The organism is Hamadaea sp., assembly GCF_013362815.1.
Taxonomy (GTDB): Bacteria; Actinomycetota; Actinomycetes; order Mycobacteriales; family Micromonosporaceae; genus Hamadaea.
Genome location: NZ_JABFVK010000033.1, coordinates 21,722 through 47,769 on the forward strand (window position 1 = coordinate 21,722; position 26,048 = coordinate 47,769).

General features: G+C 69.5%; 21 protein-coding genes. 9 read left to right on the forward strand and 12 right to left on the reverse strand.

Annotation, left to right across the window (positions count from 1 at the left end; all coding sequences use genetic code 11):
* Positions 1–28 precede the first annotated feature (28 nt).
* Positions 29–904, forward strand: coding sequence for a TIGR01777 family oxidoreductase (locus HOV77_RS17770; protein WP_290863520.1), 876 nt, complete (start codon positions 29–31; stop codon positions 902–904).
* Positions 905–1,006: 102 nt separating this feature from the next.
* Positions 1,007–2,128 (forward strand): N-acetylmuramoyl-L-alanine amidase, encoded by a 1,122-nt coding sequence (locus HOV77_RS17775; protein WP_290863521.1) that lies wholly within the window; start codon positions 1,007–1,009, stop codon positions 2,126–2,128.
* 140 nt (positions 2,129–2,268) lie between these two features.
* On the opposite strand, the gene HOV77_RS17780 is transcribed toward HOV77_RS17775, so the two are convergent.
* The 3 genes from HOV77_RS17780 to HOV77_RS17790 form a co-directional block, all read right to left on the reverse strand.
* Complete coding sequence (locus tag HOV77_RS17780) at positions 2,269–3,168, reverse strand: LLM class flavin-dependent oxidoreductase (protein ID WP_290863522.1); 900 nt, start codon at positions 3,166–3,168, stop codon at positions 2,269–2,271.
* Between the two features lie 107 nt (positions 3,169–3,275).
* On the reverse strand, positions 3,276–3,671 hold the full coding sequence (locus HOV77_RS17785; protein ID WP_290863523.1) for an SCO5389 family protein: 396 nt from the start codon (positions 3,669–3,671) through the stop codon (positions 3,276–3,278).
* On the reverse strand, positions 3,661–4,647 hold the full coding sequence (locus HOV77_RS17790; RefSeq protein ID WP_290863524.1) for an ATP-binding protein: 987 nt from the start codon (positions 4,645–4,647) through the stop codon (positions 3,661–3,663). Before HOV77_RS17790 ends, HOV77_RS17785 begins: the two co-directional genes overlap by 11 nt.
* A 102-nt stretch (positions 4,648–4,749) precedes the next feature.
* Between HOV77_RS17790 and HOV77_RS17795 the strand changes: the two genes are divergently transcribed.
* Together HOV77_RS17795 and lipB are read left to right on the forward strand one after the other, a co-directional pair.
* Positions 4,750–6,522 carry a DUF2079 domain-containing protein gene (locus HOV77_RS17795; protein ID WP_290863525.1) on the forward strand — a complete coding sequence of 591 codons (1,773 nt, stop codon included), beginning with the start codon at positions 4,750–4,752 and terminating at the stop codon, positions 6,520–6,522.
* 158 nt (positions 6,523–6,680) lie between these two features.
* Positions 6,681–7,334: a lipoyl(octanoyl) transferase LipB gene (gene lipB / locus HOV77_RS17800; RefSeq protein WP_290863538.1), complete on the forward strand. Its 654-nt coding sequence runs from the start codon at positions 6,681–6,683 to the stop codon at positions 7,332–7,334.
* Between the two features lie 28 nt (positions 7,335–7,362).
* Here the strand turns inward: lipB and aspS are convergent, their stop codons facing one another.
* Complete coding sequence (gene aspS / locus HOV77_RS17805) at positions 7,363–8,631, reverse strand: aspartate--tRNA(Asn) ligase (RefSeq protein ID WP_290863539.1); 1,269 nt, start codon at positions 8,629–8,631, stop codon at positions 7,363–7,365.
* 330 nt (positions 8,632–8,961) lie between these two features.
* On the opposite strand from aspS, the gene lipA reads away from it, so the two are divergent.
* Positions 8,962–9,894, forward strand: a complete 933-nt coding sequence (gene lipA, locus HOV77_RS17810) for a lipoyl synthase (RefSeq protein WP_290863540.1) — start codon at positions 8,962–8,964, stop codon at positions 9,892–9,894.
* A gap of 20 nt (positions 9,895–9,914) precedes the next feature.
* A complete protein-coding gene (locus HOV77_RS17815; RefSeq protein ID WP_290863526.1) occupies positions 9,915–10,613 on the forward strand; it encodes a DUF4191 domain-containing protein in 699 nt (232 codons plus the stop codon).
* A 13-nt stretch (positions 10,614–10,626) separates the two neighbouring features.
* Here HOV77_RS17815 and HOV77_RS17820 read toward each other — a convergent pair whose 3' ends face one another.
* Both HOV77_RS17820 and HOV77_RS17825 read right to left on the reverse strand, forming a co-directional pair.
* Complete coding sequence (locus HOV77_RS17820; protein ID WP_290863527.1) at positions 10,627–11,466, reverse strand: DUF4190 domain-containing protein; 840 nt, start codon at positions 11,464–11,466, stop codon at positions 10,627–10,629.
* 35 nt (positions 11,467–11,501) lie between these two features.
* Positions 11,502–11,867: an RDD family protein gene (locus HOV77_RS17825; RefSeq protein ID WP_290863528.1), complete on the reverse strand. Its 366-nt coding sequence runs from the start codon at positions 11,865–11,867 to the stop codon at positions 11,502–11,504.
* A 207-nt stretch (positions 11,868–12,074) separates the two neighbouring features.
* Here HOV77_RS17825 and glnA point away from each other — a divergent pair, with 207 nt between their 5' ends.
* Positions 12,075–13,508 (forward strand): type I glutamate--ammonia ligase, encoded by a 1,434-nt coding sequence (gene glnA, locus HOV77_RS17830; RefSeq protein WP_290863529.1) that lies wholly within the window; start codon positions 12,075–12,077, stop codon positions 13,506–13,508.
* Between the two features lie 47 nt (positions 13,509–13,555).
* On the opposite strand, the gene HOV77_RS17835 is transcribed toward glnA, so the two are convergent.
* Positions 13,556–14,476, reverse strand: a complete 921-nt coding sequence (locus HOV77_RS17835) for a GNAT family N-acetyltransferase (RefSeq protein WP_290863530.1) — start codon at positions 14,474–14,476, stop codon at positions 13,556–13,558.
* Positions 14,477–14,556: 80 nt separating this feature from the next.
* Here HOV77_RS17835 and HOV77_RS17840 point away from each other — a divergent pair, with 80 nt between their 5' ends.
* Together HOV77_RS17840 and HOV77_RS17845 are read left to right on the forward strand one after the other, a co-directional pair.
* Positions 14,557–17,046 (forward strand): penicillin acylase family protein, encoded by a 2,490-nt coding sequence (locus HOV77_RS17840; RefSeq protein ID WP_290863541.1) that lies wholly within the window; start codon positions 14,557–14,559, stop codon positions 17,044–17,046.
* Positions 17,047–17,088: 42 nt separating this feature from the next.
* Positions 17,089–17,874: a metallophosphoesterase gene (locus HOV77_RS17845; protein WP_290863531.1), complete on the forward strand. Its 786-nt coding sequence runs from the start codon at positions 17,089–17,091 to the stop codon at positions 17,872–17,874.
* A 106-nt stretch (positions 17,875–17,980) separates the two neighbouring features.
* Here the strand turns inward: HOV77_RS17845 and HOV77_RS17850 are convergent, their stop codons facing one another.
* The 5 genes from HOV77_RS17850 to HOV77_RS17870 form a co-directional block, all read right to left on the reverse strand.
* Positions 17,981–20,884, reverse strand: a complete 2,904-nt coding sequence (locus tag HOV77_RS17850) for a bifunctional [glutamine synthetase] adenylyltransferase/[glutamine synthetase]-adenylyl-L-tyrosine phosphorylase (RefSeq protein WP_290863532.1) — start codon at positions 20,882–20,884, stop codon at positions 17,981–17,983.
* Positions 20,885–20,893: 9 nt separating this feature from the next.
* A complete protein-coding gene (locus HOV77_RS17855; protein WP_290863533.1) occupies positions 20,894–21,712 on the reverse strand; it encodes a type 1 glutamine amidotransferase in 819 nt (272 codons plus the stop codon).
* A 13-nt stretch (positions 21,713–21,725) separates the two neighbouring features.
* A complete protein-coding gene (locus tag HOV77_RS17860; protein ID WP_290863534.1) occupies positions 21,726–22,625 on the reverse strand; it encodes an endonuclease/exonuclease/phosphatase family protein in 900 nt (299 codons plus the stop codon).
* On the reverse strand, positions 22,618–24,555 hold the full coding sequence (locus tag HOV77_RS17865) for an ABC transporter ATP-binding protein (protein ID WP_290863535.1): 1,938 nt from the start codon (positions 24,553–24,555) through the stop codon (positions 22,618–22,620). The genes HOV77_RS17860 and HOV77_RS17865 overlap by 8 nt, the downstream gene beginning before the upstream one ends.
* Positions 24,552–26,048, reverse strand: a 1,497-nt coding sequence (locus HOV77_RS17870) for an ABC transporter ATP-binding protein (protein WP_290863536.1), incomplete at its 5' end; no start/stop codon positions are given. The genes HOV77_RS17870 and HOV77_RS17865, both read right to left, overlap by 4 nt.

A 26,048-nucleotide genomic window follows, 5' to 3' on the forward strand; every position in this document is an offset into this window, starting at 1 on the left:
GCCGGGGGCTTTTCTATAGCTTGATCGCATGAGGATCGTCGTCGCCGGGGCCTCGGGCTTCCTGGGCCGGCCACTGATCGCGTACCTGCGGTCCGCGGGTCATCAGGTCACTCAGCTGGTACGCCGAGAGCCCGACCAGCCGAGTCAGCTGCGTTGGGACCCCACCCGACCGGTACGCCTCCCGGCCGGCACGGACGCGGTGGTGAACATCGGCGGGGCGGGCGTCGGGGATCACCGGTGGACGAAGGCGTACAAGGATCTGATCTATCGCAGCCGCGTCGTGCCCACCACCACGATCGCCAATGCCGTACGCGAACAGGGCATCCCGCTGCTGGTGAACGCCTCCGGCGTGGCGGGGTACGGCGATCGCGGCGACGAAGTGCTGACCGACGACGCCACGACCGTCACCGGGGACTTCCTCGCCGATCTCAGCGTCGACTGGGAGAGTGCGGCGATGTCGGCCGCCCCGGCCCGGGTGGTGGTTCTGCGTACGGGGCTTCCGTTGCACCGCAGCGGTGGCCTGCTCAAACCGCTGCTGCTCGCCTTCCGGCTCGGCGTCGGCGGCAAGCTCGGCAACGGACGGCAATGGCTGCCCTGGGTGTCCCGGGAGGACTGGCTGCGGGCGGTCGGCCACATCCTCACGACCGATGAGGTCGCCGGGCCGGTGAACGTGGCCGGGCCGACCCCCGCCACCAACGCCGAGTTCACGAAGACGCTGGGCGGGCTGCTGCACCGGCCGACGATCATGCCGATCCCGGAATTCGGCGTACGCCTCCTGATCGGCGAATTCGCTGACGAAGCGTTCAAGAGCACCCGGCTCGTGCCGGAAGCGTTGCAGCGCACTGGTTTCGAGTTCCACCACCGAACGATCCGGGAGGCCCTGGTCGCAGCCCTGCACGATTGATCCACTCGGGGTCTGGTGCCACCGAGCCGTTAAGAATATTCTGCGGCTTGGCCATTCTCGTGAAACATTCACGATATTCCCCCTCCCCCGAAGGAAACGTTCATGGCACTCACCCCCAGCCGCCGTTCCTTGTTCAAGGGCGGCCTGGTCGCGGGCGCGGGCGCGCTGCTTCCGCTGGCCGCCACAACCGCGGCGTACGCCGACGACGCCTCGCTCGACTTCATCATCGACTGCGATGAGTGGGGCGCCCGGCCGCCGTCGAGCGCGCTCGTCATGCGTACCGGCACCACCCGGAAGATCGTCATCCACCACATGGCGTTCCCGAACGTCACCGACTACTCCCGCGAGCAGGCCATCGCCCTGGCGCACCGCTGCCAGGACCTGCACATGGACGGCAACGGCTGGTCCGACACGGGGCAGCACTTCACCATCAGCCGTGGCGGGTACGTCCTCGAAGGTCGCCACCGCAGCTTCGAGGGTCTGAAGTCGGGGCTGGCCCAGGTGCAGTCGGCGCACTGCGTAGGCGAGAACACGCAGAGCATCGGCATCGAGAACGAGGGCACCTACATCACCGAAACGCCGCCGCAGGCGCTGCTCGACTCGCTCGTGAAGCTGTCCTCGGCGATCTGCACCCAGTACAAGATCCACGCGCACAACATGTTCGGGCACTGGGACTGGAACAGCACGCAGTGCCCCGGCATCGCGTTCTACCGGCTCTTCCCGGAGCTGCGCCGGCGGGTCGCGGTCGCGATCGGCACACGGCTGTCGGAGGTGCCGGACCGGACCTGGCCGGACATCTTCACCAGCTCGGCCGGCCAGACCGTGGTCGCGGCCAAGTACCTGCTGCGCAACCAGGGGTACACCAACCTCAACACCACCGGCACCTTCGACGCCGCGCTGCTCGCCGCGATCCAGGACTGGCAGGGCAAGCACGGCATCACGGTGGAGAGCGACGGCACGATGTCCGACCCGACCTGGGAGACCCTCGCGGCCGGGATCGGCAAGCACGATTCCGGCGAGCACGTCGCGGGCGCCCAGTTCGTGCTGAAGAACAAGGGGTACACCGTGGACGTCACCGGCGTCTACGACTGGAACACCAAGATGGCGATCAAGGAGATGCAGGTCCTGCACGGGCTCGACGACAACGGCAAGATCGACGTCGACACCTGGTGCGCGATCGTCGGCGGCATCGTCAAGGCCGAGTTCGCCACCGTCCTCGCCTAGCCCGTTGATCATGAACCTATGGTTCCCCTCGACGGCGTGTCACCGCCCCAAACTCCTTGATCGACAACCGCCAGGAATAGGGGGTTGATCATGGTGCTGAGGGGGCCGACACGCCGTCATGGGGGACCATAGGTTCATGATCAACGGGGCGAGCGCCGGGAGCAGGGCGGAGCCAGGGTGGTGATGAGGTCGGCGGTCGCTTCCGGCGAGGAAGTCGCCTCGACCAGGCACAGCTGTCGGCGTACCAGCTGAAAACCGGACGCGAGGCCGTCGGCGACCGCGGACATCGAACCGGTCGGATGCGCGCGCAGCACGACCTCGACGTGCGCCGCCAGGTCGCGCGGCGGTCCCGGCACGACACGCTGCGCGGACCGCAAGGTCTCCTGCCAGGCCGCGAGGTTTGCGCGGACCTCGCCGCTCTTCCCCGGGTACGCGAGCCGCAGCCAGCAGTGTTCCCCGGTGCCCGGCGCGGGGCTGAGCTGGTCCCACCGGTCGACCAGGCGCTTGACCTCGGCCTCGTCGGCGTGGACGCCGAGCAGCAGCGGCAGGCCGAGCCGGGCCGCGAGGTCCACAGTGGCCTCCGACACCGCCGCGACGTGCACCGGGAACGGCGTGACCGGCGGGATCACCGCGAGACCGTCCACCTCGGACGCCCCGGACAGCCAGCGCAGCAGCAGCTCCAGGGACTCCGGAAAGCCGCTCTGGTACCGGCGGACGCCGCCGCCGAGCACCTCGATCTCGATCCACGGACCGCCGCGCGCGACGCCGAGTTTGAACCGGTCGCCGTGCAGCGTACGCAGAACGGCCGCCTCCTCGCCGAGCGCGATGGGATGGCGCGCGGACAGGACGCAAGCCGCCGTTCCGACCGTGATCCGGCTGGTGGCGGCGAGGATGTGCCCGGCCAGCAGAGTGGCCGACGGACATTGCCCGTACGCCGTGAAGTGGTGCTCGGCCAGCCAGACGCCGTCGAAGCCGGCCGCTTCCGCAGTCAGCGCGTGCCGGGCGGCGGCGGCCGGACCCCACCGGCTCGTCAGAAACACGTCGAGCACCCTCACCCCTCCCTCGTTACCTGCAGATCAGGGATACGCATGCTTCCGAAGGCTCGGGAAGGCTGCATATCCCTGATCTGCAGCTGAAAGGCGGACCGTCAGCAGTCGCGCAGTTCGGGCGACTGATTCAGCAGCTGACCACGCGGCGAGATGAACGCCTGGTAGGTCGCGCCGCCGACGGCGGAGAGCCGGAACGCCGCGACCCGGTGGCAGTTCTGGAAGGCGAACTTGACGCCGAAGTGGCGGTCGAGCCCGCCCCGGATCGCGTCGCTGGCCAGCGCCCGGAGCAGCTGCCCGCGCTCGGCCTCGCTCGGCGGCGGGACCTCGTGCTGACCGAACTCGGCGGCCGGATCGGCAGCCAGATCCGCGGCGGCGGTGCTGACGACGGACCAGGCGTACGGGAGTGACTGGCGGACGCAGTCGACGAACTCGGCGTCGTCGACCTGGCCGGCTTCGGCCCGCTCCAGCAGCGCGGTGGGCACCTCAAGGGACATTGCGTACTTCCTTTCCGACGGGCTCGAGCGCCTGCGGCCCGAGCACGAATGTGGGATCGACCTGAGCGCCGAGGTCATCCCCGGTCTTGGCGTTGCCCCAGGCCTGGGCGTTGCGCAGGTGGAATTCGACGGCTCGGGCGGTGTAGCGGGCCCAGTCCTTGACGCAGCCGTCCAAAGTGGTCCGCAGTAGCTCCAGCGCCGCTGCGTTGACCGGCTCCAGCTCGGCGAACGGCCGGGATGCACCCCGCTCGGCCGCCTTCACGTACGCCGACCGCCCGAACCAGGTGAGCAGGTCCTCGCCGACGTGCTCCCGTAGGAAGTCCACATCGGAGTCGTCGTCGACCTTGTTGCCCACCACGTGCACGCGTACGCCGAAATCGCGGGCGTAGCCGATGTACTGCCGGTAGACGCCGACACTGCGTACGGTCGGTTCGCAGACGAGGAAGGTGGCGTCGAACCGGGTGAACAGCCCGGAGGCGAAGCTGTCGGCGCCCGCCGTCATGTCCACCACGACGTACTCCCCCGGCCCGTCGACCAGGTGGTTCAGCAGCAGTTCGACCGCGCCGACCTTGGAGTGGTAGCAGGCCACGCCGAGGTCTTCGGTGGCGAACGGGCCGGTGACCGCGAGGCGCACACCGCCGACTTCGCGTACGGCCGCGTCGTAGATCGGGTTGTCACCGGTGACGGTGATCAGCCGGGAGCCCGACCCCGGCGGCGTCGTCTTGACCATGGCGGCCGCCGAGGAGATCCGGGTGTTCGTCCCGCGCAGGTACTCCTTGATCGCCGGGAGCTGGTCACCGAGGGCGGGCAGCATGACCGCCTCGTCCTCGGTCGCACCGAGCGCCGCCGCCAGGTGCTGGTTGATGTCGGCGTCCACGGCCAGCAGTGGACTGCCCGTCTGGGCGAGGTAACGGGAAAAGAGTGCGGCCAGCGTGGTCTTGCCCGACCCGCCCTTGCCGACGAATGCCGTCTTCATACTGATAGTGGTAGTCGTTTTCAATTAGACTGTCGAGGACGACACTCCGGGCATTGCTAAAGTTCTCCGGTGGCGCGTACGCAGGTCGAGAACCCTCCCGCTATGGCACCGCCCCCCGCGCGGACCCGGCTGTCGAAGAAGCCCGACCTGGTGGTGGCGGCGATCGCCCTGATCCTGGCGATCTACCTCACCGGCGGTCTCTGGATCGCGCCGACCCATCGCGTGATCGCGGTCAACGCCAGCGACCAGGCGTTGTTCGAATGGCTGCTGAGCTTCGGCGCGCGCGCGTTCACGCACGGGGAGAACCCGCTGCTGACGAACTGGCTCAACGCCCCCGACGCGGTCAACCTCGCCGTGAACACCTCGATCACGGCGTACGCGGTGCTCCTCGCGCCGGTGACGATCTGGTTCGGCCCGTCGGTCAGCTTCGCCGTGATCTTGACGCTGAACCTGGCGGCCACGGCGTACTGCTGGTTCTGGCTGTTCCGCCGTTATCTGCCCGGCACGACAGCCCTAGGCGCCGCGGTCGGCGGGATCTTCTGCGGCTTCGCCCCGGCGCTCGTCTCCCACGCGAACGCCCACCTCAACTGGACCGCCCAGTGGCTGGTGCCGCTCATGATCGCCGCGATCGTGCGGCTCGGCCGGCGACGGCGGTGGATCCGGGACGGGATCATCCTCGGACTGCTCATCGCCGCCTGCTTCTCGATCGCGGCCGAGCAGCTGTTCTTCGCCGCGCTCGCCGGGGTGATCTTCGTCGCGGCCTGGGCGTTCACCCAACGGCAACAGGCCAGGGCGATGGCCGCGCCGGTGCTCAAGGGGCTGGCCGTCGCGGCGGCGGTGTCCGGCGTACTGCTCGCCTATCCGTTGTGGCTGCACTTCGCCGGTCCCTACGGCTATCACGGCACCGGGTTCGACGCTCGCGTGCACAGTGAGGATCTGGCTGCGTACGGGGCGTGGCCGGTGCGGTCGCTAGCCGGGGCGATCGGACTCGACTCGTCGTTGGCCGCGAATGCGACCGAGGAGAACTCCTTCTTCGGGCTGCCGTTGCTGCTGCTCAGCATCGCCGCGTACCTGATGCTGCGCCGGATCGCCGACCGCGCGCTCGTCCGGGCCCTGGGGGTGACCGGCGTGGTCTTCGCGATCCTCTCGCTCGGCCCGCAGTTGCGCTGGTGGGGCTCGCTCACCTCGATCCCGATGCCGGCTGCGCTGCTGGTGAAGCTGCCCGTGTTCAACGCGGCGCTGCCGTCACGGCTCGCCCTGGTCGTCGCGCCGGTGGTCGGTGCGCTGCTCGCACTGCTGGTGAGCCGTCTGCGGGCCCTGCCCGGTCCGCGGTGGCTCTGGCTCGCGGGGCTGGTCGCGGCCCTGCTTCCGCTGGTTCCGACGCCCTTGCTGGTACGCGAAAGGCAGCCGGTGCCGCACTTCATCAGTTCCGGCGACTGGACGCGTTACGTGAGCGACCGCGGCGTGCTGGTCTCGGTGCCGATCGCCAACGACCTGCTGCCGGACGGTCAGCGGTGGCAGGCCGACGCGCTGGCCCGGTCGGCCGGCGACCGCGGACCGGTATTCCGCATCCCGGCCGGGTTCTTCCTCGGTCCCGGCGGCCCCGACGGCACCGGGCGCATCGGCCCGATTCCGACGTACGCCCAGACGCTGCTCGAAGACGTCACCAAGACCGGATACGTCCCGCCGATCACCGATGCCGAGCGCACCCGGTTCCGGGCGGACCTGAAGTACTGGAACGCCGAAGCGGTGGTCCTCGCCGACGACGTGGACGGCGCACATTGGCCGGCGCATCAGCCCGCCCTGCTTGACGTCATGACGAAGCTGCTCGGCCAGCCCCAGCGCGTCGACGACGTCTGGCTCTGGCCCCTCTAACCCCGTCCTTTCCGCGCGATCATGAACTACCGGGCATGATCGACCGGCGTGTCGTGGCCCAACGAGCATGATCGTTCCCCCGCGACCCTGATCAACGCGTGAGCCGCCGCACAGCGGCTCGCCCCCGCGACGCGGCGCAATAGGCTGGGAGCGTGACGATGACAGAACAGCCGTCCACCATCGCGGTGCAGCGCCTGGGCCGGGTCGAGTACCTGGCGGCGTGGGACTTGCAGCGTGAACTGCATCAGGCGGTGGTCGAGGGTCACGAGCCCGACACCGTCCTGCTGCTCGAACACCCCCCGGTCTACACAGCGGGGAAGCGTACGCAGCCTTGGGAGCGCCCGTTCGACGGGACACCGGTGATCGACGTCGACCGGGGCGGGCAGATCACCTGGCACGGCCCGGGCCAGATCGTCGGCTACCCGATCATGAAGTTGACCGCCGTCCCGGGTGGGCACGCGATGGACGTCGTCGCGTACGTGCGGCGGGTCGAGCGCATGCTCATCGCGGTCTGCGCCGACCTCGGCGTACCCACCGAGCGGGTCAAGGGCCGATCCGGAGTCTGGGTACGCGAAGACGACCGCGGCCCCGACCGCAAGATCGCCGCCATCGGCATCCGGGTTGCCCGATCGGTGACGCAACACGGGTTCTCGCTCAACTGCGATCCCGAAATGACTTGGTACGACCGCATCGTCGCCTGCGGCATCCGGGACGCCGGGGTCACCTCGCTGAGCCAGGAGCTGGGCCGCGACGTGACCGTCGACGAGGTGCTGCCGATCGTCGAGCGCCACCTTCCCCTGCTGCGGGAGTGAACCCGGCAGCAGGGGAGGCGCGCTCAGGTCAGGGCGTGACCCGATGCAGGTCGCGCGGGAAGAAGGTCACCTCGCGGACGTTGGCCGCGCCGGTCAGCTGCGCGACGAACCGCTCCAGCCCGATCGCGAATCCCCCGTGCGGCGGCATGCCGAGCTTGAAGACCTCCAGGAACGCCTCGTACGGCGCGAGCGTCTCGCCTCGTTCGGTCAGCGTCGACACGTAGTCGGCGTACCGGTGCAGGCGCTGGCTGCCGGAGACCATCTCGATGCCCCGGAAGATCAGGTCGAACGCCCGCGAGTAGGGCGCGCGGCCTGGTTCCGGATGCGTGTAGAAGGCCCGCTTGAGCGTCGGATAGCCCTCGACGTAGACGAAGTCGGAGCCGTGCTCGCGACGACCCCACTCACCAACCGCCCGCTCGTAGGCCGGGGACAAGTCCTCCTCGTCCGCCGGCGCACCCGCGATCTTCAACGCCTCGCTGAAGTGCAGGATCGGGATCTCGGCCGGCACCTCGGGCAGGTCGAACCCGGCCGCCGCCACCGACGGCACCGCCTTCGCCTCGGCGATCATCCCGGCGACCACGTCGCGGAGCACCTTCATGACGTCGCGCTGGTTCTCGATGAAGCCCAGCTCGGCGTCGAGCGAGACGTACTCGGCGAGGTGCCGCGCGGTGTCGCTCGGCTCGGCCCGGAAGGCCTGGCCGACCTCGTAGACCCGCTCGAACACGCCGACCAGCGTCTGCTTGTAGAGCTGCGGAGACTGCGCCAGGTACGCCTTGCGCCCGAAGTAGTCGAGGCCGAAGACGTTCGAGCCGGACTCGGTCGCGATGCCGACGATCTTGGGGCTGTGCACCTCGGTGAAGCCGAGCCCGTCGAGGGTGGACCGGAAGCCCCGGACCACGGCCGCCCGCAGGTCGAACACCGGCCGCCGGGCCGGGTGTCGCAGGGTCAGCGCCGCATGGTCGAGCAGGGTCGGCAGGTTGACGTTGAGGCTGGGCCGGAACAGCTCCACCGGCAGCGCCTCGACGGCGTCCGACAAGACCTCGACGGTCGGGCCGGTGATCTCGACTCCGCCGGGGGCCACCTCGTTGGCCGTCACGGTGCCGGTCACGCTGACCACGGTCTCCTCGCTGAGGCTCTCCAGCTCGGCTGAGGTCGTCACCACCTGGGCGAACCCGGAGCGGTCCCGGAGGATGAGGAAGGCGACGGACTTGAGCATTCGGCGGCGGTGAATCCAGCCGGCGATCGTCACTTGCTCGCCGATGTGCGCGGCGAGTTCAGCGGACAGGATGCGTTGCATGGTGTGAACCTCCTCGATCAATCGCAACGCGATCCCCAGGGAGGTGCGGGCGAGCGGGAAACCTCGCGGTACCACCACACCTTCGCCGCTCGGGCGAGCGGCCTCTCGATCAGGTTGACGGAGATCATCCCGGCGGGGTTCTACCGGCGCACGCGCCCTCTTCCCCGCAGCTCAGGACCGGTCCACCCGGGCGTCAACCGGTGACTCGGCCCGTCATCGCTGTTGCCGAACAGGGTAAACGTGACCGAAGAGACGCCGCAACCGGGTTGTGGCGGTGCTTACCTCGACTGCTACCAGGGGTCCAGTGAGCGTAGTCTTTGGCTCGTGACCATGGTTGCTCCCGAGGGTCGGCGCATGCTGCGCATCGAGGCCCGAAACGCCGAGACCCCGATCGAGCGCAAGCCCGACTGGATCAAGGTCAAGGCGAAGATGGGCCCCGAGTTCACCCAGCTGCGCGGCCTCGTCCAGCGCGAGGGTCTGCACACCGTCTGCCAGGAAGCCGGCTGTCCCAACATCTACGAGTGCTGGGAAGACCGCGAGGCTACCTTCCTCATCGGCGGGGACCAGTGCACCCGGCGCTGTGACTTCTGCCAGATCGACACCGGCAAGCCGGCCGAATTCGACGCCGACGAGCCCCGGCGCGTCGCCGAGTCGGTCGTGTCGATGGAGCTCAAGTACGCCACCATCACCGGTGTCGCCCGCGACGACCTCCCCGACGGCGGCGCTTGGCTGTACGCCGAGACCGTCCGGCAGATCCACAAGATGGTCCCCGGGTGTGGCGTCGAGCTGCTGATCCCCGATTTCAATGCCGACCCGGCCCAGCTGGCCGAGGTGTTCGGCAGCCGTCCCGAGGTGCTCGCGCACAACCTGGAGACGGTCCCCCGGATCTTCAAGCGCATCCGCCCGGCGTTCCGCTACGAGCGGTCGCTCGAGGTGATCACCCGCGCCCGGGAGGCCGGTCTGGTCACCAAGTCCAACCTGATCCTCGGCATGGGCGAGGAGCGCGAGGAGGTCTCGCAGGCGTTGCACGACCTCTACGAGGCCGGCTGCGAGCTGATCACGATCACGCAGTACCTGCGCCCGACGCCCCGCCACCACCCGATCGACCGCTGGGTCAAGCCGGAGGAGTTCATCGAGCTGATGGCCGAGGCCGAGCAGATCGGTTTCGCGGGGGTCATGTCCGGGCCGCTGGTGCGCTCGTCCTACCGGGCCGGGCGGCTCTACCGGCAGGCCCTCGACGCCCGCAAACTCGCCGCCGCCTGAACCTGATTAGACTTCAAGTCATGGCGAAGCCCTCAGAGGAAAAGGTCTCCTTCGGCGGACGGCTGAAGCAGATCGGCATGGTGTTCAAGTTCACCGCAAAGCAGGACAAATGGTTCGTTCCGCTTGTGGTGGCGGCCGTGCTGATCCCGATCGCTCTGACGGTGCTGGTCGTCGGGCTGACGAGCAGCTGGATCTGGATCCCGATGGGCGTCATGGTGACGCTTCTCGCCGTCCTGCTCGTGCTCAACCTGCGCAGCAACTCGGCGATGATGAACGCGATCGAGGGGCAGCCCGGCGCGGCCACCCAGATCCTGTCGTCGCTGCGCGGCAACTGGCGGACGAAAGAACAGCCGATCGCCTTCACGGTGAACAACGACTTCGTGCACCTGCTGCTCGGCCCGGCCGGCGTCGTGCTGATCGGCGAGGGCGAGCCGCAGCGGGTCAAGCAGCTGCTCGGTGAGCAGAAGCGCCGGCTCGGCAAGGTCATCGGCCAGACCCCGCTCTACGACGTGATCGTCGGCTCCGGCGAGGGCCAGATCTCCATCCGCAAGCTGCGTACGCACATTCTGCGGCTGCCGAAGAACCTGTCCGGCAAGGAGATCAACTCCCTGGACCGGGCGCTGACGGCGCTCACGGCGCGGCCGCAGATGCCGAAGGGCGGACTCCCGAAGGAGTTCCGCCCCCCGAAGGGCGCCATGCGCCAGATGCGCGGCCGCTGACCACGGTCGCGGATTACTTCCGCAGGCTTCCGGTGTACTGCTTGTTCGTACTGCCCACGAGGCATGTGACCGAGTGGTCGCCGCGCGTCCACACCGTCGAGGTGTGCGGGTAGAGGTAGTAGATCTCGAGCGTGTCGTCCTTCTGGGCGTCCGCGGTCAACGCGTCGACCCGCTCGGAGCAGCCATCCTCGGACTGCTTGATCACCTTGTCGCTGCCGGGGTAGGTCGTGCCGGTGAGGTTGAAGACGGCGTACACCTCGGCCCCGTGCGCCTGCGAGCAGGGCACGACGTCGACGGCGTTGACGAGGCCCTCGGCCGGCAGCTTCTTGAGGCAGTCGCCGAGCTTCAGCTCGACCGAGCTGACCGAGCCTTCCCCGGTCACAGTGCCGTTCGAGTCCCGCTCGGGCTCGTTCAGCGCGCTGATCGCGATGCCGGCGCCACAGGCCAGCACCCAGACCACGGAGAGCACGAGGCCGGCGATCGCCATGCCGCGGCCCTTCTGATTGCGCTTCTTGATCTGGCTGAGGGCGACGAAGCCGAAGATGACGGCGAAGAGGATGCCGCCGAGGATGCCGAAGATCAGCGACGCGACGGCGAAGCCGTTGGTGCCGGACGGCGGCGGGGTTTGCGGCTCCCACTGCGAGCCCGGCGGCGGGAACTGTCCCGGGGCACCGTACTGCGGCTGACCGTACTGGGGCTGCCCGTACTGAGGCTCGGGCTGGCCGTAGGACGGCTGGCTCTGCGGCTGGCCGTACTGAGGCTGCTGGCCGTACTGAGGCTGCTGCGGCGCACCGTACGGCTGGCTGGGCTGGCCATAGGGCGGCTGGTTCTGGGGTGGAGGGGGGTATGTCACAGCATCGGAGCCTAACGGCTCCGGCAGCAGCCTGCTCAGGCAGGCAAAATGACGCTGCGCGCGAACCGGTCGTGTACGCCCCGGCGCTCGGTGTCCATGATCAACGCGGGCACGACGAGCGCGAGGAGGAAGCCGCGCAACGCCGCCCGGGGTACGCCGATCGGCCCACCCCCGTCGACGCTCACGCAGCGGATGCGGGCCAGCCGCATGCCCGGAGTCTGGCCGAACAGGCCGAGGAAGAAGGCGTACTCGCAGATGAGCACGGCGACCGGTTGCCAGGTGGCGGTCCGCAGATCCGGGACGAAGAACCCGGAGATCAGCAGACACAGCAGCCAGTCGACGAAGAGCCCGACGAAGCGCCGGAGAAGCGTCGGGACTGCTTCTTGCGAGGTCTCGGTCACGCGCGTCAGCGTACTCGCCTAGGCTTTGATGAACGCACGGTGGCGCAGCGCACGTGCCATGTAACACGGCCGAAACAAAGCCGACACGGCTGGGCAACGCCGCCTCCGTACCGTCGCGACCAGCCAACGGCCACCTGCGCAAGTCGACGAACGCCTTGACCAGTGACCGCGAGCGCACCGATCTAGAGCCATTGCCAGGAGGACGTGTTGTTCGCCAATCCCGAGGAACTCCTGCGGTACCTCAAGGACGAGGACGTCAAGTTCGTCGACGTCCGTTTCTGTGACCTGCCCGGTGTGATGCAGTTCTTCACCGTTCCGGCGGGGTCGTTCGACGAGAGCGCCTTCACCGACGGTCTCGCCTTCGACGGTTCGTCGATCCGTGGCTTCCAGGCCATTCACGAGTCGGACATGCTGCTGCTGCCCGACGTCACGACGGCGTTCATCGACCCGTTCCGGGCTCAGAAGACCCTCGCGCTGAACTTCTTCATCCACGACCCGTTCACCCGGGAGGCGTACTCGCGCGACCCGCGGAACATCGCCAAGAAGGCCGAGGCCTACCTGGCGGGCAGCGGCTTCGCGGACACGGCCTACTTCGGCGCCGAGGCGGAGTTCTACATCTTCGACTCGATCCGCTACTCGACCCAGGCCAACCAGGCGTTCTACCACATCGACTCGGTCGAGGGCGCGTGGAACACCGGCGCGGCGGCCGAGGCCGACGGCGGCGCGAACCGCGGTTACAAGCCCGGCTACAAGGGCGGCTACTTCCCGGTCGCGCCGACCGACCACTACGCCGACCTGCGCGACAGCATGGTCGCCAACCTGGTCGACCTCGGCTTCACCGTCGAGCGCGCGCACCACGAGGTGGGCACCGCCGGCCAGGCCGAGATCAACTACAAGTTCGCCACCCTGCTCGCCGCGGGCGACCAGATGCAGCTGTTCAAGTACGTCGTGAAGAACACGGCGTGGCACGCCGGCAAGACCGCGACGTTCATGCCCAAGCCGCTGTTCGGCGACAACGGCTCCGGCATGCACACCCACCAGAGCATCTGGCTCGGCGGCGAGAACCTGATGTACGACGAGACCGGCTACGGCGGCCTGTCCGACGTGGCCCGGTGGTACATCGGCGGTCTGCTGCACCACGCGCCGTCGCTGCTGGCCTTCACCAACCCGTCGGTGAACTCCTACCGTCGTCTGGTGCCGGGCTACGAGGCGCCGGTCAACCTGGTCTACTCGCAGCGCAACCGCTCGGCCTGCACGCGTATCCCGGTCACCGGCACGAACGCGAAGGCCAAGCGCATCGAGTTCCGCTGCCCCGACCCGTCGTCCAACCCGTACCTGGCCTTCTCGGCCATGCTGATGGCGGGCCTCGACGGCATCAAGAACAAGATCGAGCCGCCGGCCCCGATCGACAAGGACCTCTACGACCTCCCGCCCGAGGAGGCGGCGAGCGTCCAGCAGGTCCCCGGCTCGCTGGCCGACGTGCTGACCAACCTGGAGTCGGACAACGAGTACCTCCAGGCGGGCGGCGTGTTCACCAGCGACGTCATCGAGACCTGGGTGGACTACAAGCGCTCGACCGAGATCGACCCGATCCGGCTGCGCCCGACGCCGCACGAGTTCCAGCTCTACTTCGACGTATAAGACGTCAACAGAAGGCCCCGGCTCTCGCCGGGGCCTTCTGCGTCTGCTCAGGCAGTACGCAGATACGAGAACTGCGCCGCAGCCGGCCGATAGCCGAGCCATTCGTTGACCGCCAGCATCGGCGCGTTGACCTCGTCGTTGCTGGTGTACGCCGCAGTCACCCCCGCGGCGGCGGCACGGCGTACGGCGTCGGACTTGGCGAGCTTGGCCAGCCCGCGTCCCCGATGCGACCGGAGGGTGCCGGTCCCGCCCGACCACATCCGGCCGCTCGACCGGTCGACTTCCACCAGCGTGTACGCGGCGGCGACGCCGTCGGCGAGGGCGACAACGCTGAGGTCGAGGTCGACAGCCGGGTTCTGCCAGATCTCGGCGTACCAGTCGTCGTAGGGGACGGCGTCCATCGCGGTCTCCCCCGGCTCGTCCACGACGGTCGCGGCGTCGACGGCGTACAGCTGTTCCGGTCCGGCTTCCCGGGCCGAGACCAGCACGACGCCGTCCGGCAGCTCGGGTACGGGCGGCAGGTTCGAGACGTCGGTCAGGTCGAGCTTGGAGTACCGCAGTTCCCCTGTACGCTCGAAGCCCCGCCGCTCCAGGAAACCGGCGACGTCCTCGTCCTCGGTCGCCCAGACCTGGGTCTTCTGCGCACCGTGTTCGGCGAGGTGGGCGTCGAGGGTGGCGTACAGCCGGCCGCCGATGCCCTGCCGCCGGTGATCGGGGTGGACCATGATGAAGAAGTTCGCCGCGCCCTGCTCCGTCGTCCAGGTGTTGAACGAGGCCCGGCCGGCCCCCACCACCTGCCCGTCGACCTCCGCGATCAGCACCTTCGCGTACGCCCGCTCCGGAGTGACCTCCCAGACGTGCAGAATCCGCTCGGCGCTGAACACTTGGTAGGGCGTGACGACCCGGCGCAGCGCGTTGAACGCGGCGGCGTCGGCAGGTCCGGCAGCCGGACGGAGGAGTGCACTCATACCCGAAGGTCTACCAGTCGCCGCAACCTCTTTTCTGACCCACTGGTCAGCAGCTTATGCTGCACGCCGTGCCGGAAAACATGAGCCGTACCCGCGTTTGGCTGAAGCGGTCCCGCAAGATCGGTCTGTGGACGCTCGCGGTGGTGATCGTCCTCGGTCTCGTCGGCGCGGGGACGCTGGTCTGGTCCATCCGGCGGGCGCTGCCCCAGCTCGACGGCACTATCGCGCTGCCGGGGCTGTCCGCCGAGGTCAAGGTCCAGCGGGACGAGCACGGCATCCCACAGGTCTACGCGACGACGACGGCCGACCTGTACCGCGCCGAGGGCTACGTCCACGCCCAGGACCGGTTCTGGGAGATGGACTTCCGGCGGCACGTCACCAGCGGCCGGATCGCCGAGCTGTTCGGTGAGAGTCAGCTGGAGACCGACGCGTACTTGCGGACCATGGGCTGGCGACGGGTCGCCGAGCAGGAGTGGAACCTGATCTCGGCGGAGTCGCGGGCCAACCTGACCGCGTACGCGGAGGGCGTCAACGCCTATCTCGCCGGCCACGCGCAAAAGGCGATCAGCTTGGAGTACTCGCTGCTCGGCCTGCAGAACTCCGGCTACGAGATCGACAAGTGGGACCCGATCGACTCGCTCGCCTGGCTGAAGGCCATGGCCTGGGATCTGCGCGGCAACATGGAGACGGAGATCCGAAGGGCCGCCTTGCTTGCCGAGGGGCTGAGCGTCGAGCAGATCGAACAGCTCTATCCGGCGTACCCCTATGATCGAAATGTTCCGATCGTGCCGGGCGGCGAAGCGGCCGGAGCGACCACGGCGCAGCCCGCCGTGAAGCCGACGAAGGCGCAGGGCGACCTGCTCAAGGGCCTGGCCGACGGCCTGGACCGGATGCCGCAGCTGATGGGCGACGGCGGACCGGGCATCGGTTCGAACTCGTGGGTGATCAGCGGTGATCTCACCGCGACCGGCAAGCCGATCCTCGCCAACGACCCGCACCTGAGCCCGTCGCAGCCGGGGATCTGGTACCAGATCGGCCTGCACTGCGCGTGCGGAGCGGAGTCGCAGGAGGTGGCCGGGTTCAGCTTCTCCGGCGTGCCCGGCGTCGTGATCGGGCACAACGCCCGGATCGCCTGGGGCTTCACCAACCTCGACCCGGACGTCACCGATCTGTACTACGAGAAGGTGACCGGCGATCAGTACGAGGTGGACGGGCAGCTCAAGCCGCTGACCACGCGCCAGGAAGTGCTCAAGATCGCCGGTGGCGGCTCGAAGACGATCACCGTACGCTCGACGAGCCACGGCCCGCTGCTCTCCGATGCCAGCGACGACCTCAAGAAGCTCAGCAAGGACGGGTACGCCGTCGCGCTGCGCTGGACCGCGCTCGACCCGGGCCGGACCGCCGACGCGTTGTTCGCTCTGAACAAGGCCGGGAACTGGACCGATTTCCGGGCGGCGGCCGCCTTGTTCGAAGTGCCCGCGCAAAACATGATCTACGCCGACGTCGACGGCAACATCGGTTACCAGTCGCCGGGCCGCATCCCCGTACGCACCAAGGGCGACGGCCGCTGGCCGGCGCCGGGCTGGGATTCGGCGTACGACTGGACGGGGTTCATCCCCTTCGACGAGCTGCCGAGCGTCCTCAACCCGAAGCAGGGGTACGTCGCGACGGCGAATCAGGCCGTCATCGCCCCGACCTATAAACACTTCCTGACCAGCGACTGGAGCTACGGCTACCGGTCACAGCGGATCAACGACATGATCCAGGCGACGGCGAAGGCCGGAAAGATCACCCTCGACGACGTGCAGAAGATGCAGTTCGACAACCGCAACGGATTCGCCCCGACGCTCGTGCCGTGGCTCTCGCGGACCGCGCCGGACACCGCGAAGCAGGCCGTCCAACTACTCGACGGCTGGGATTACCAGCAGGGTGAGGACTCGGCTGCGGCGGCGTACTACAACGCGGTGTGGCGCAACCTGCTCCGGCTGACCTTCGACGAGCTGGGCTCGGACTACGCAGCCGACGGCGGCGACCGGTGGTTCGAGGTCGTCCGGAACCTGCTCGACCACCCGGACGACGCCTGGTGGGACGTCAAGTCGACGGCCGGGCCCGAGAACGGGGAGCAGATCCTGGCCCGGGCGCAGTCGGACGCCGTCGCCGAACTGACGAAGGACCAGGGCAAGGACCCGAAGAAGTGGCGCTGGGGTGCGATGCACACGCTCACCGCGACCCACGCGACCTTCGGGACCAGCGGCATCGGCCCGATCGAGTGGCTGTTCAACCACGAGAAGACCGGGGTCAGCGGCGGCGACTCGATCGTCAACGCAACCGGCTGGAGCGCGGGCGAGGGTTACGAGGTCGACGCGGTGCCCTCGATGCGAATGATCGTCAACTTGTCCAACCTGGACGACTCGCGGTGGATCCAGCTGACTGGCAACTCCGGACACGCCTTCGCCGACACCTACGACGACCAGTACGAACTGTGGCGTACCGGGCAGACGTTGCCGTTCCGCTTCGCCCGGGCGTCCATCGACGCCGCCACGCAACACACGTTGACACTGACCCCGTGACGCCGTCCCCCGCAAGATCGATCGAAGGGCTAAGCTGACGCCGTGGCGCTCTATGTCATCGGTGACACGCATGGGCATCGTGCCCAGGTCACCGAGGCTCTCCGCGAGGCCGGCCTGCTCGACGCAGGCGGCTCATGGGCGGGCGGCGACGCCCGGCTGTGGTTCCTCGGCGACCTCACCGACCGGGGTCCCGACGGCATCGGCGTCATCGATCTGATCATGACTCTCCAGCCACAGGCGGCCGCCGCCGGCGGCGAGGTCGGCTGCGTCCTCGGCAACCACGATCTGCTGATCTACGGCTCGCGCTACATCCCGGACGCGCCGATCACAGCCGAGCGCACGATCATCCAGTCCTGGGCGCTCAACGGGGGTCAGGGCACCGACCTGGACGGCCTCACCGACGCCCAGCTCGGCTGGCTGGCCGCGCTGCCCGCCGTCGCCCTCGTCGAGGACAACCTGCTGATCCACGCGGACACGACGGCGTACCTGGAGCTCGGGGACAGCATCGACGCGATCAACGCGACGGTCCGGCAGATGATGGCCGAGCGCGATCCCGAGACGTTCGGCAGCAAGATGCGGCTCATCTTCCGCCGCTTCGAGTTCCTCGACCCGGCCACCGGACCCGCGCGCGCCCGTCAGCTGCTCGACCGGCTCGGCGGACGGCGGATCGTCCACGGTCACTCGACCATTCCCGAGACCTTCTCGGTCCCGCCGGCCGAGGTCGACTCGCCGGTCGTCTACGCCGACGGGCTGGTGATGTCGGTCGACACCGGGATCGCGCTCGGGGCGCGGTGCGTACCCTTCGAGCTGGCCCCCGTCCCCGCCTGACGGGCTGTCGATCACCCGCTCAAGGAGTCGATCACCCGCTAAACGGATTCGCGACCTGCGGAAACGTCGTCGATCACCCCGATTAGTTCATGATCGCGCGGAAACGCTAGAAGAACAGGCGCTCGACGACGGCGCGCGCTCGGCGGGTGGCCCGCAGGTACTCCTCCAGCACCAGGGTCGGCTCGCCTTCGTGGCCGAGGATCTGCGCGATGCCTTCCAGCTCCGGGCCGTGCCGCGGTATCTGGTCCGCCGCTCGCCCGCGCACCAGGGTCAGCGCGTTGCGTACGCGGGCCGCGAGGCTCCAGGCCGTCCGCAGCACCTCCGCGTCCGCCGCCGAGGCCAGGCCCGCGTCGGTCGCGGCGGTCAGTGCCGTCAAGGTCCGCGTCGTCTTCAGCTCTTCCAGCTCGTACGCGTGACGCAGTTGCCAGAGCTGGACAGTCCATTCCACATCCGCGATCCCACCGCGTCCCAGTTTGGTGTGGGTCAGCGGATCGGCCGCCCGGGGCAGGCGCTCGTTCTCGACCCGGGCTTTGATCCGCCGGATCTCGATGATCTGCTCCCGGCTCAGGCCGCCCTCGGGATAACGGATCGGCTCGATCAGCTCGATGAACCGGGCGGCGAGCGCCGCCGAGCCGGCGACCGGGCGGGCCCGCAGCAGCGCCTGCGCTTCCCAGATCGCGCTCCACTTGGCGTAGTAGCGCTGGTACGCCGTGAACGACCGGACGAGCGGCCCCTGCCGGCCCTCGGGACGCAGATCGGCGTCCACCCCGAGCGGCGGATCCTGCGCAGGCGCGGCCAGCAGCGTACGCAGATTCTCCGCGACGGCCAGCGCGATCCCCTGTGCCTCGTCGTCTCGCAGACCCGATCCGGGTTCGTAGACGAACAGCACGTCGGCGTCGGACGGATAGCTCATCTCGTAGCCGCCGAGCCGGCCCATGCCGATGATCGCGAACTCGAAGTCCTCAGGGGCGCCGGCCGCCTCCCGCGCGACCGAGAGCGCTGCCGCCAGCGTCGCGTCCGTGATGTCGGACAAGGCCTGCCCGGTCGCCAGTTCGGTCGGACGCAGGAACAAGTCGGCGCACGCGGTGCGGAACAGCTCGCGACGGCGTACGGCGCGAACGGCTCGGATGGCTTCCTGGGGCACCCGGTAGCGGCCGGCGGCCGACGACATCGCCTCGATCAGGGCCGGCCGTTCGCGGGGGGCCAGTTCGGCGTCCGACGCCATCAGGCGCAGTGCTTCGGGGTCGCGGGCGAGCAGGTCGACGGCGTACCGGGAAGTGCCGAGCAACCGGGCCAGCCGGAGGGCGACCGGTCCTTCGTCGCGCAGCAACCGCAGGTACCACGGCGTCGCGCCCAGCTTCTCCGAGACCTGCCGGTACGCCAGGAGCCCGGCGTCGGGGTCCGGCGCGTCGGCCAGCTCCTCCAGCAACACCGGGAGCAGGGTGCGCTGGATCGCCGCCGTGCGCGAGACTCCCCCGCTCAACGCCTCGATGTGCCGCAGCGCGCCGGCGGGGTCGGCGTACCCGAGCAGTTCGAGGCGTTGCCGGGCCTGGGTCGGCTGCAACGACAGCCCGTCCGCCGAGACCTGGGCGACCGCCGTCAGCAGCGGCCGGAAGAACAACTTCGCATGGAGACGCCGGACTTCGGCGGCATGCGATACCCAGTCCGCCCGGAACATCTCCTCCGCTGTCCGGGTACCGCTTCCGGCGTACCCCATGGATTGCGCAAGCCAGCTGAGGGCTGCGGACCCGGCGCCGCCGTCAGCGGGCGGGACGGTGTGCGTGCGTCGCAGTTTTTGCAGTTGGAGCCGGTGTTCCACCTCCCGGAGGAACCGGTACGCGAGCCCGAGCGCCTCGCCGTCATGCCGCCCGACGTAGCCGCCGGCGACGAGCGAGCGCAGCGCGGTGAGGGTGTTGGGCGAGCGCAGCGTCTCGTCGGCGCGGCCGTGCACGAGCTGGAGGAGCTGGACCGCGAACTCGATGTCGCGCAGGCCGCCGGGGCCGCGCTTGATCTCGCGGTCGATCTCGCTACGCGGGATCTGCTCGACGATGCGGCGGCGCATCTTGCGGACGTCCTCGACCGCCTCGGGGCGTTCGGCGGCGTGCCAGATGAGCGGCTGCAACGCGACGAGCCACGAGCGGCCGAGCGCGACTTCGCCCGCGACCGCCCGGGCCTTGAGCAGGGCCTGGAACTCCCAGGTACGCGCCCAGCGCTGGTAGTACGCGAGATGGCTGGCCAGCGTACGCACCAGCGGACCGCGCCCGCCCTCGGGTCGCAACGCGGCGTCGACCGGCCAGGCGACCTGACCGCAGATCTCCATGAGCCCGGCGGCGATGGTGGTGGCAGCAGGCAGGTCCTCGTCCTCGGCGGCGACGAAGATGACGTCCACATCGGACACATAGTTGAGCTCGGTGCCGCCGCACTTGCCCATGGCGATGACCGCCAGCCGCGGCGAGCGGCCCGGCACCCGTTCGGCGGCGAGCCGGTACGCCGCCCGCAAAGTAGCGTCGGCGAGCGCGGTCAGCTCCGCCATGGTCTGCTCGACGTCGACATGGTCGGCGAGATCCGCCGCGGCGATGCGCAACAGCCCGCGCCGGTACGCCAGCCGCAGCGCCGGGACGTCGGCGATCCCGGCGTGCACCTCATACCGAGCCGGCATCGTATGCCGAAGGCACCGCCATTCGCCGGGCTGAGCGACGAGGTGATCACCGAGCGCCTCGGACGCCCCCAGCACCGTGACGAGCCGATCGCGCAGGTCGGGATCGCCGCCGACGGCCTCCACGACCGAGGGGTCCCGTTCGTGCAGCCGGGCCAGCTGCCGCAGCGCCAGATTCGGGTCGGCGACCCGGCGCAGCTGGTCGAGGACGAGCGCCGCCTCCTCGTCGAACGGACGCTGCTCCTCGGCCACCCACAGGTTCATGCCGAGCGGGCCCAGCAGCCGCACCGGATCGGGACGGCCCGGCACCGCGGTGAAGCCGAAGCGCGCCAGCCGCCCGATCCCCGCCGCCATACCGGACGCTCAGCCCAGGAGCGGCAGGGTCGCGCGGGCGCTCACCGGCGGCTCCAGCCGTCCCAGTGCGATGTCGGCGAACCGCCGGGCGAACGGCTGCCAGACCTCGAACAGGTCGTCCATCAGGGCGTCCGCCCGCTCGATCAGCTCATCGGGATCGAGGCCCTGCTCGACCAGGTCCTCGCGGTTCTCGGCGATCCAGCTCGCGTACTGGTCGGTGTCGCACTCGAAGTGGAACTGGGTGCCCCAGGCGAGGTCGCCGACGCGGAACGCCTGGTTCGGATAGCGGCTCGAGGTCGCCAGCAGCGTCGCACCCAGCGGAAGCTCGGTGATCTCGTCGTGGTGGTACTGCAGGACGTCCGGCACGAACGGCACCGGCGCCCAGAGCGGGTCCTTCTCGGCGGCGTCGCGCCGGGCGACGAGACCGGGGCCGATCTCCGGGCCGGATGCGGAGCGCTCGACCGTGCCGCCGTGGGCCTGGGCGAGCAGCTGGCCGCCGAGGCAGATCGCCAGCGTGGGTACGCGATGCCGCACCGCCTTACGCAGCAGCGCTTCCAGCCGCGGGAACCACGGCGCGGTGTTCCCCTCGGGGTACGCGTCCTGGGAACCGCCGAGCACCACGACGGCGACGTGGTCGTCCAGCTCCTCCGGGAGCTCCTCGCCCGCATGCGGCCGGCGTACGTCGAGAGCCAGGCCCGCTTCGGTCAGCCAGTCGCCCAGGCGGCGCGCGTCGTCGGTCGGGTCGTTCTCGATCACCAGTGCGGCACTCACGCCGCCCAGTCTAGTTCCCGCGCTGCGTCGGTCATGATCCGCGCTGGACCGCGTCATGATCCGCGCTGGATCAGGGTTCCGGGTCGAATCTTGGCCGGAATACGACCGAGATCCCTGATCCAGCGCTAGAGCCCAGCGGGGGGTCGCCGTTGTACGGCCCCCACGTCCCGACCAGCCCCTGCCCGACCACCGACGCGGCGTCCCGGTAACCGCTGGAGACCAGGTCGCGCAGCAGCCCGTGGTCGAGGGTCGAGTTGAAGTCGCCCATGAGCACCCGCAACGGCCCGGTCGGCGTCGCGTCCGGCTCCTTGCGCAGGCTCGTGCGCCAAGCCGGGGTGACCGACGCGTTGTAAGGCGACGCCGGGTGCGCCGACTCCAACGTGAGCGGCACGCCGTCGACCGTGATCACCGCGTGGACCTGCTGGAACCAGCCGAACGCCATCAGCTTCGACCCGCCGTCGCTCAGCGGCCGCCGGGAGAAGAGCGCCGAGCCTTCCGCCAGGCTCGCGGGCGCGACGAACCGCTGCGGCAGCACGTCGCCCAGCCCGGCGGCGTCGGCCGCGGCCAGCCATTCGGGCGTCATCTCCTGCACCGCGAGCACGTCCGCCTGCTCGGTGCGTACTCGCCGGACGATCTCCGCCGCATCCGCGCCGCCGATCAGCAGGTTCGCGCTGGCCACCCGCAGCTCCGGCCCGGTCGCGCCGGCCAGCGCGTCACCGTCGGTCACCGCCCGTGGGATCACACAAGCCGCGAGCACGACGGCGCTCACGGCCGTGACGGCGAGTTCCGCCCATCGTCTTCGCCAGCCGAATAGGGATACGCCCAAAGCAGCGACCAGGACGGCATACGGCGTGAAGGCGATCACCTGGACGGCCGGGTACCACGCGTCGAGCCCGAACAGGCGCAGCACCGCCCAGACGGCGACCGCCCCGGCGAAGATCCACCCCGCGGCGATCCCCGCCTTACGCATGGGCGGCCCAGGTCGCGTGCATCTGGGCGTACCGGCCGTCGAGGGCCAGCAGCTCGGCGTGCGAACCGCTTTCGAGAATCCCGTGCTCGTCGACGACGACGATCCGGTCGGCCCGCATGGCGGTGCTGAGCCGGTGCGCGATGAGCAGCGCGGTCCGGCCCTCGAGCAGGCGGTCGAGCGCCCGCTCCACCCGTAGCTCCGATTGAAGGTCCAAATTGGACGTAGCCTCGTCGAGCACCACGACGCGGGGTTCGGCGAGGAACGCCCGGGCCAGGGCCAGCAGCTGCCGCTGCCCGGAGGAGACGCTCTGGCCGCGCTCGTGCAGCCGGGCGTCCAGCCCGTCCGGCGTACGCTCCACGAGGTCGCGCAGGCCGACAGCGTCGACGGCGGCCCAGATCTCGGCGTCGGAGGCGTCCGGCCGGGCGAACGCGATGTTGTCCCGGATCGTCCCGGCGAACAGGAACGGCTCCTGGGGTACGACGCCGATCTGCCGTCGCAGTGACGAGAGCGTGACGTCGCGCAGGTCGTGCCCGTCGATGAGAATCCGGCCGCCGTCCGGGTCGTAGAACCGGGTGACCAGCTTCGCCAGGGTCGACTTGCCCGCGCCGGTCGGGCCGACGCAGGCGACCGTCTCGCCCGGCTCGATCACCAGGTCGACGTCCCGCAGCACCGGACGCCCGGGCAGGTAGCCGAAGGTGACCCGGTCGAACCGGATCTCACCCACGGCCGGGGGAAGCGCGACGGCGTCCGGCTTCTCCTCGACGGTCGGCCGAGAGGAGAGCAGGTCGCGCAGCTTGACGACGGCCGCCCGGCCCTGCTGGTAGCTCGTGTAGAGCTGGACGAGCTGCTGCACCGGGGCGAAGAAGGCGTTCAGGTAGAGGACGAAGGCGGTCAGCTCGCCGACGCTGAGTTCGTTTCGCAGTACGCGCTGGCCGCCGATGAGCAGCAGGGCGGCCATGCCCAGCAGCCCGATCACGGAGGTGCCTGGGCCGTAGACGGCGTTGATGTGCCCGGTGAAGTTGTTCGCGTCGCGATACCGGCCGACGACCGCCTCGTGATCGGCGACGTTCCGGTCCTGCCGGTGGTACGCCGTCACGACGCGTACCCCGTAGATGCTCTCCGAGAGGTCGGAGTACATGGCGGCGATGGCGTCGCGCTGGCGGCGGTAGCCGTCGTCGGCGGCGTGCCGGAACCACAGCGACGCCGCCGTCAGCAGCGGCACCACCAGCAACAGCGTGATCAGCGCCAGCTCGACGTCGTAGGAGAACAACACGACGGTGACCACGACCATGGTCAGGCCCTGGATGACGAACTGGGCCAGCCCCTCCGAGAGCAGGTTCTGCAGAGCCTCCACATCGGACGTCATCCGGGTGAGGATCACGCCCGCCTTCTCGGTCGTGAAGAAGTCCAGCGACATCCGCTGCAACTGGGCGAAGACGCGTACGCGCAGATCCCGGACGGCGTCGGCGGCCAGGCGGCCGGTCTGGCGCATCCGGGCGACCGAGGCTCCCCAGGAGAGCACGACCGAGCCGATGAACGCGCCTGCCGCGATCAGCAGCGTACGCAGATCGCCCCGCATGATGCCGTGGTCGATGCCGACCTGCACGAGCAACGGACCGGCCTGCAACAGCACGGTCTCCAGCAGCAGCATCACGCAGGCGGCGGTGAACAGCCGCCACCGGCCCAGCAGCAGGCCGGGCAGGGTGAGCCGCCGTTCGCCGGGGACCGTCGGCCGGAACTCGACCGGCTCGCTCGGCTGCGGACGCCGCCGCTCGATCGCCTCCAGCCGGTCGACACCGGCCTGCAATTCGGCGGGGATGCCCGCGAAGGCGAGACCCTCCGGCGACTTGTTGAGTCCGCCGCGCCCGGCTCCGCCGCCCCCGCCGCCGCCCGCACCCGGCCCGCCGAAGCCCCCGCCGAACATCGTCATGCCGTCACCGCCCCTTCTTCGGCGTCCGCCGGTTCTCCCGCCGGTTTCTCGTAACTCGCCAGCACCGCGGCGTACCGGGGATCGTCCAGCAGCTCCCGATGGGTGCCGTCGGCGACGATCCGGCCGTCCTCGACGAGCACGACCCGATCGGCGAGCCCGATAGTGGAGAGGCGATGCGCGACGATCAAGGTTGTCCGGCCGACCATCAAATCTCGCAACGCGGTGTGAATCCGCTGCTCGACCGACACGTCCACGGCGCTGGTCGCGTCGTCGAGGACGAGCACCGGCGGGTTCATGAGCAGCGCTCGGGCGATGGCGACTCGTTGCCGCTGACCGCCGGAAAGCGTGTAACCCCGTTCGCCGACCACGGTCGCGTACCCGTCCGGGAGGTGCTCGACGAACTCGGCCGCCCCGGCGGCGCGGGCGGCCGCGATCACGTCCTCCTCGGCGGCGTCGGGGCGGCCGAACGCGATGTTGTCCCGGATCGTCGCCGAGAACAGGAACGGCTCCTCCGGCACGATGCCGACCTGCCTACGCAGATCGGCGAGGGCGTACTGCCGGACGTCGCGGCCGTCGATCAGCACCGTCCCGGCGGCGGCGTCGTAGTAGCGGGCCAGCAACCGGCCCAGGGTCGACTTGCCCGAACCGGTCCGGCCGACGAGCGCCACCGTCTCCCCCGGCGCGACCCGCAGCGTGAGGTGGTCCACCGCGACGGTGCCATCGGCGTACGCGAAACGCACGTCCCGGAACTCCAGGTCGCCGCGCAGCCGGGCCTCGACCGGGCGGTCGGCCTCGGCGATCTCCGACTCGGTGTCGAGAATCTCGTAGATGCGCTGAGCCGAAGCGGCGGCCCGCTGACCGAGCATGATCATCATGCCGAGCATCCGGAAGGGCGGCTGGAGCATGAGAACGTAAGAGTTGAAGGCGACGATCGTGCCGACCGTCGTCTGCCCGTCGATCACCATCCAGCCGCCGACGAGCAGCACCAGGGCCAGCCCGAAGCGCGGCAGGCTCTCCAGCGTCGGGGCCCAGCGACTGCGGATGAGCGCGTCGCGCCGGTACGCCCACCGCACCCGATCGGCGGCGTCGGCGAGCGCCTGCACCTGCCGGGGTTCGGCCGCGAACGCCTTCACTACGCGTACCCCTTGGGTGTTCTCGTCCACGATCGTGGCGACGCGGGCCAGGCGGGCCTGGATGAGCCAGGACACCGGGAAGATCGCCTTGCGCATCCAGACGCCGAGCAGCGCGATGACCGGCATGGTCGCCATCGCGACCACCGCGAGCAGCGGGTTGATCGACAGCATCAACCCGAAGGCGACCAGCGCGATGGCGCACTGGACCAGGATCGACGGGCCGAAGGCGAGGTACATCTGGACCGCGCGGACGTCGGAGGCGGCCCGCGACATCAGCTCGCCGGACTGGACGCGGTCGTAGAAGCCGTAGGGCAGGCGGACCAGGTGCGAGTAGATGAGCGTGCGCAGGTCGTATTCGAT

Coding starts and splice junctions, on each gene's coding strand:
- HOV77_RS17770 (WP_290863520.1), top strand. CDS start 29: ATGAGGATCGTCGTCGCCGGGGCCTCGGGCTTCCTGGGCCGGCCACTG.
- HOV77_RS17775 (WP_290863521.1), top strand. CDS start 1,007: ATGGCACTCACCCCCAGCCGCCGTTCCTTGTTCAAGGGCGGCCTGGTC.
- HOV77_RS17785 (WP_290863523.1), bottom strand. CDS start 3,671: ATGTCCCTTGAGGTGCCCACCGCGCTGCTGGAGCGGGCCGAAGCCGGC.
- HOV77_RS17790 (WP_290863524.1), bottom strand. CDS start 4,647: ATGAAGACGGCATTCGTCGGCAAGGGCGGGTCGGGCAAGACCACGCTG.
- HOV77_RS17795 (WP_290863525.1), top strand. CDS start 4,750: ATGGCACCGCCCCCCGCGCGGACCCGGCTGTCGAAGAAGCCCGACCTG.
- lipB (WP_290863538.1), top strand. CDS start 6,681: ATGACAGAACAGCCGTCCACCATCGCGGTGCAGCGCCTGGGCCGGGTC.
- aspS (WP_290863539.1), bottom strand. CDS start 8,631: ATGCAACGCATCCTGTCCGCTGAACTCGCCGCGCACATCGGCGAGCAA.
- lipA (WP_290863540.1), top strand. CDS start 8,962: ATGGTTGCTCCCGAGGGTCGGCGCATGCTGCGCATCGAGGCCCGAAAC.
- HOV77_RS17815 (WP_290863526.1), top strand. CDS start 9,915: ATGGCGAAGCCCTCAGAGGAAAAGGTCTCCTTCGGCGGACGGCTGAAG.
- HOV77_RS17835 (WP_290863530.1), bottom strand. CDS start 14,476: ATGAGTGCACTCCTCCGTCCGGCTGCCGGACCTGCCGACGCCGCCGCG.
- HOV77_RS17840 (WP_290863541.1), top strand. CDS start 14,557: ATGAGCCGTACCCGCGTTTGGCTGAAGCGGTCCCGCAAGATCGGTCTG.
- HOV77_RS17850 (WP_290863532.1), bottom strand. CDS start 20,884: ATGGCGGCGGGGATCGGGCGGCTGGCGCGCTTCGGCTTCACCGCGGTG.
- HOV77_RS17855 (WP_290863533.1), bottom strand. CDS start 21,712: ATGACGCGGTCCAGCGCGGATCATGACCGACGCAGCGCGGGAACTAGA.
- HOV77_RS17860 (WP_290863534.1), bottom strand. CDS start 22,625: ATGCGTAAGGCGGGGATCGCCGCGGGGTGGATCTTCGCCGGGGCGGTC.
- HOV77_RS17865 (WP_290863535.1), bottom strand. CDS start 24,555: ATGACGATGTTCGGCGGGGGCTTCGGCGGGCCGGGTGCGGGCGGCGGC.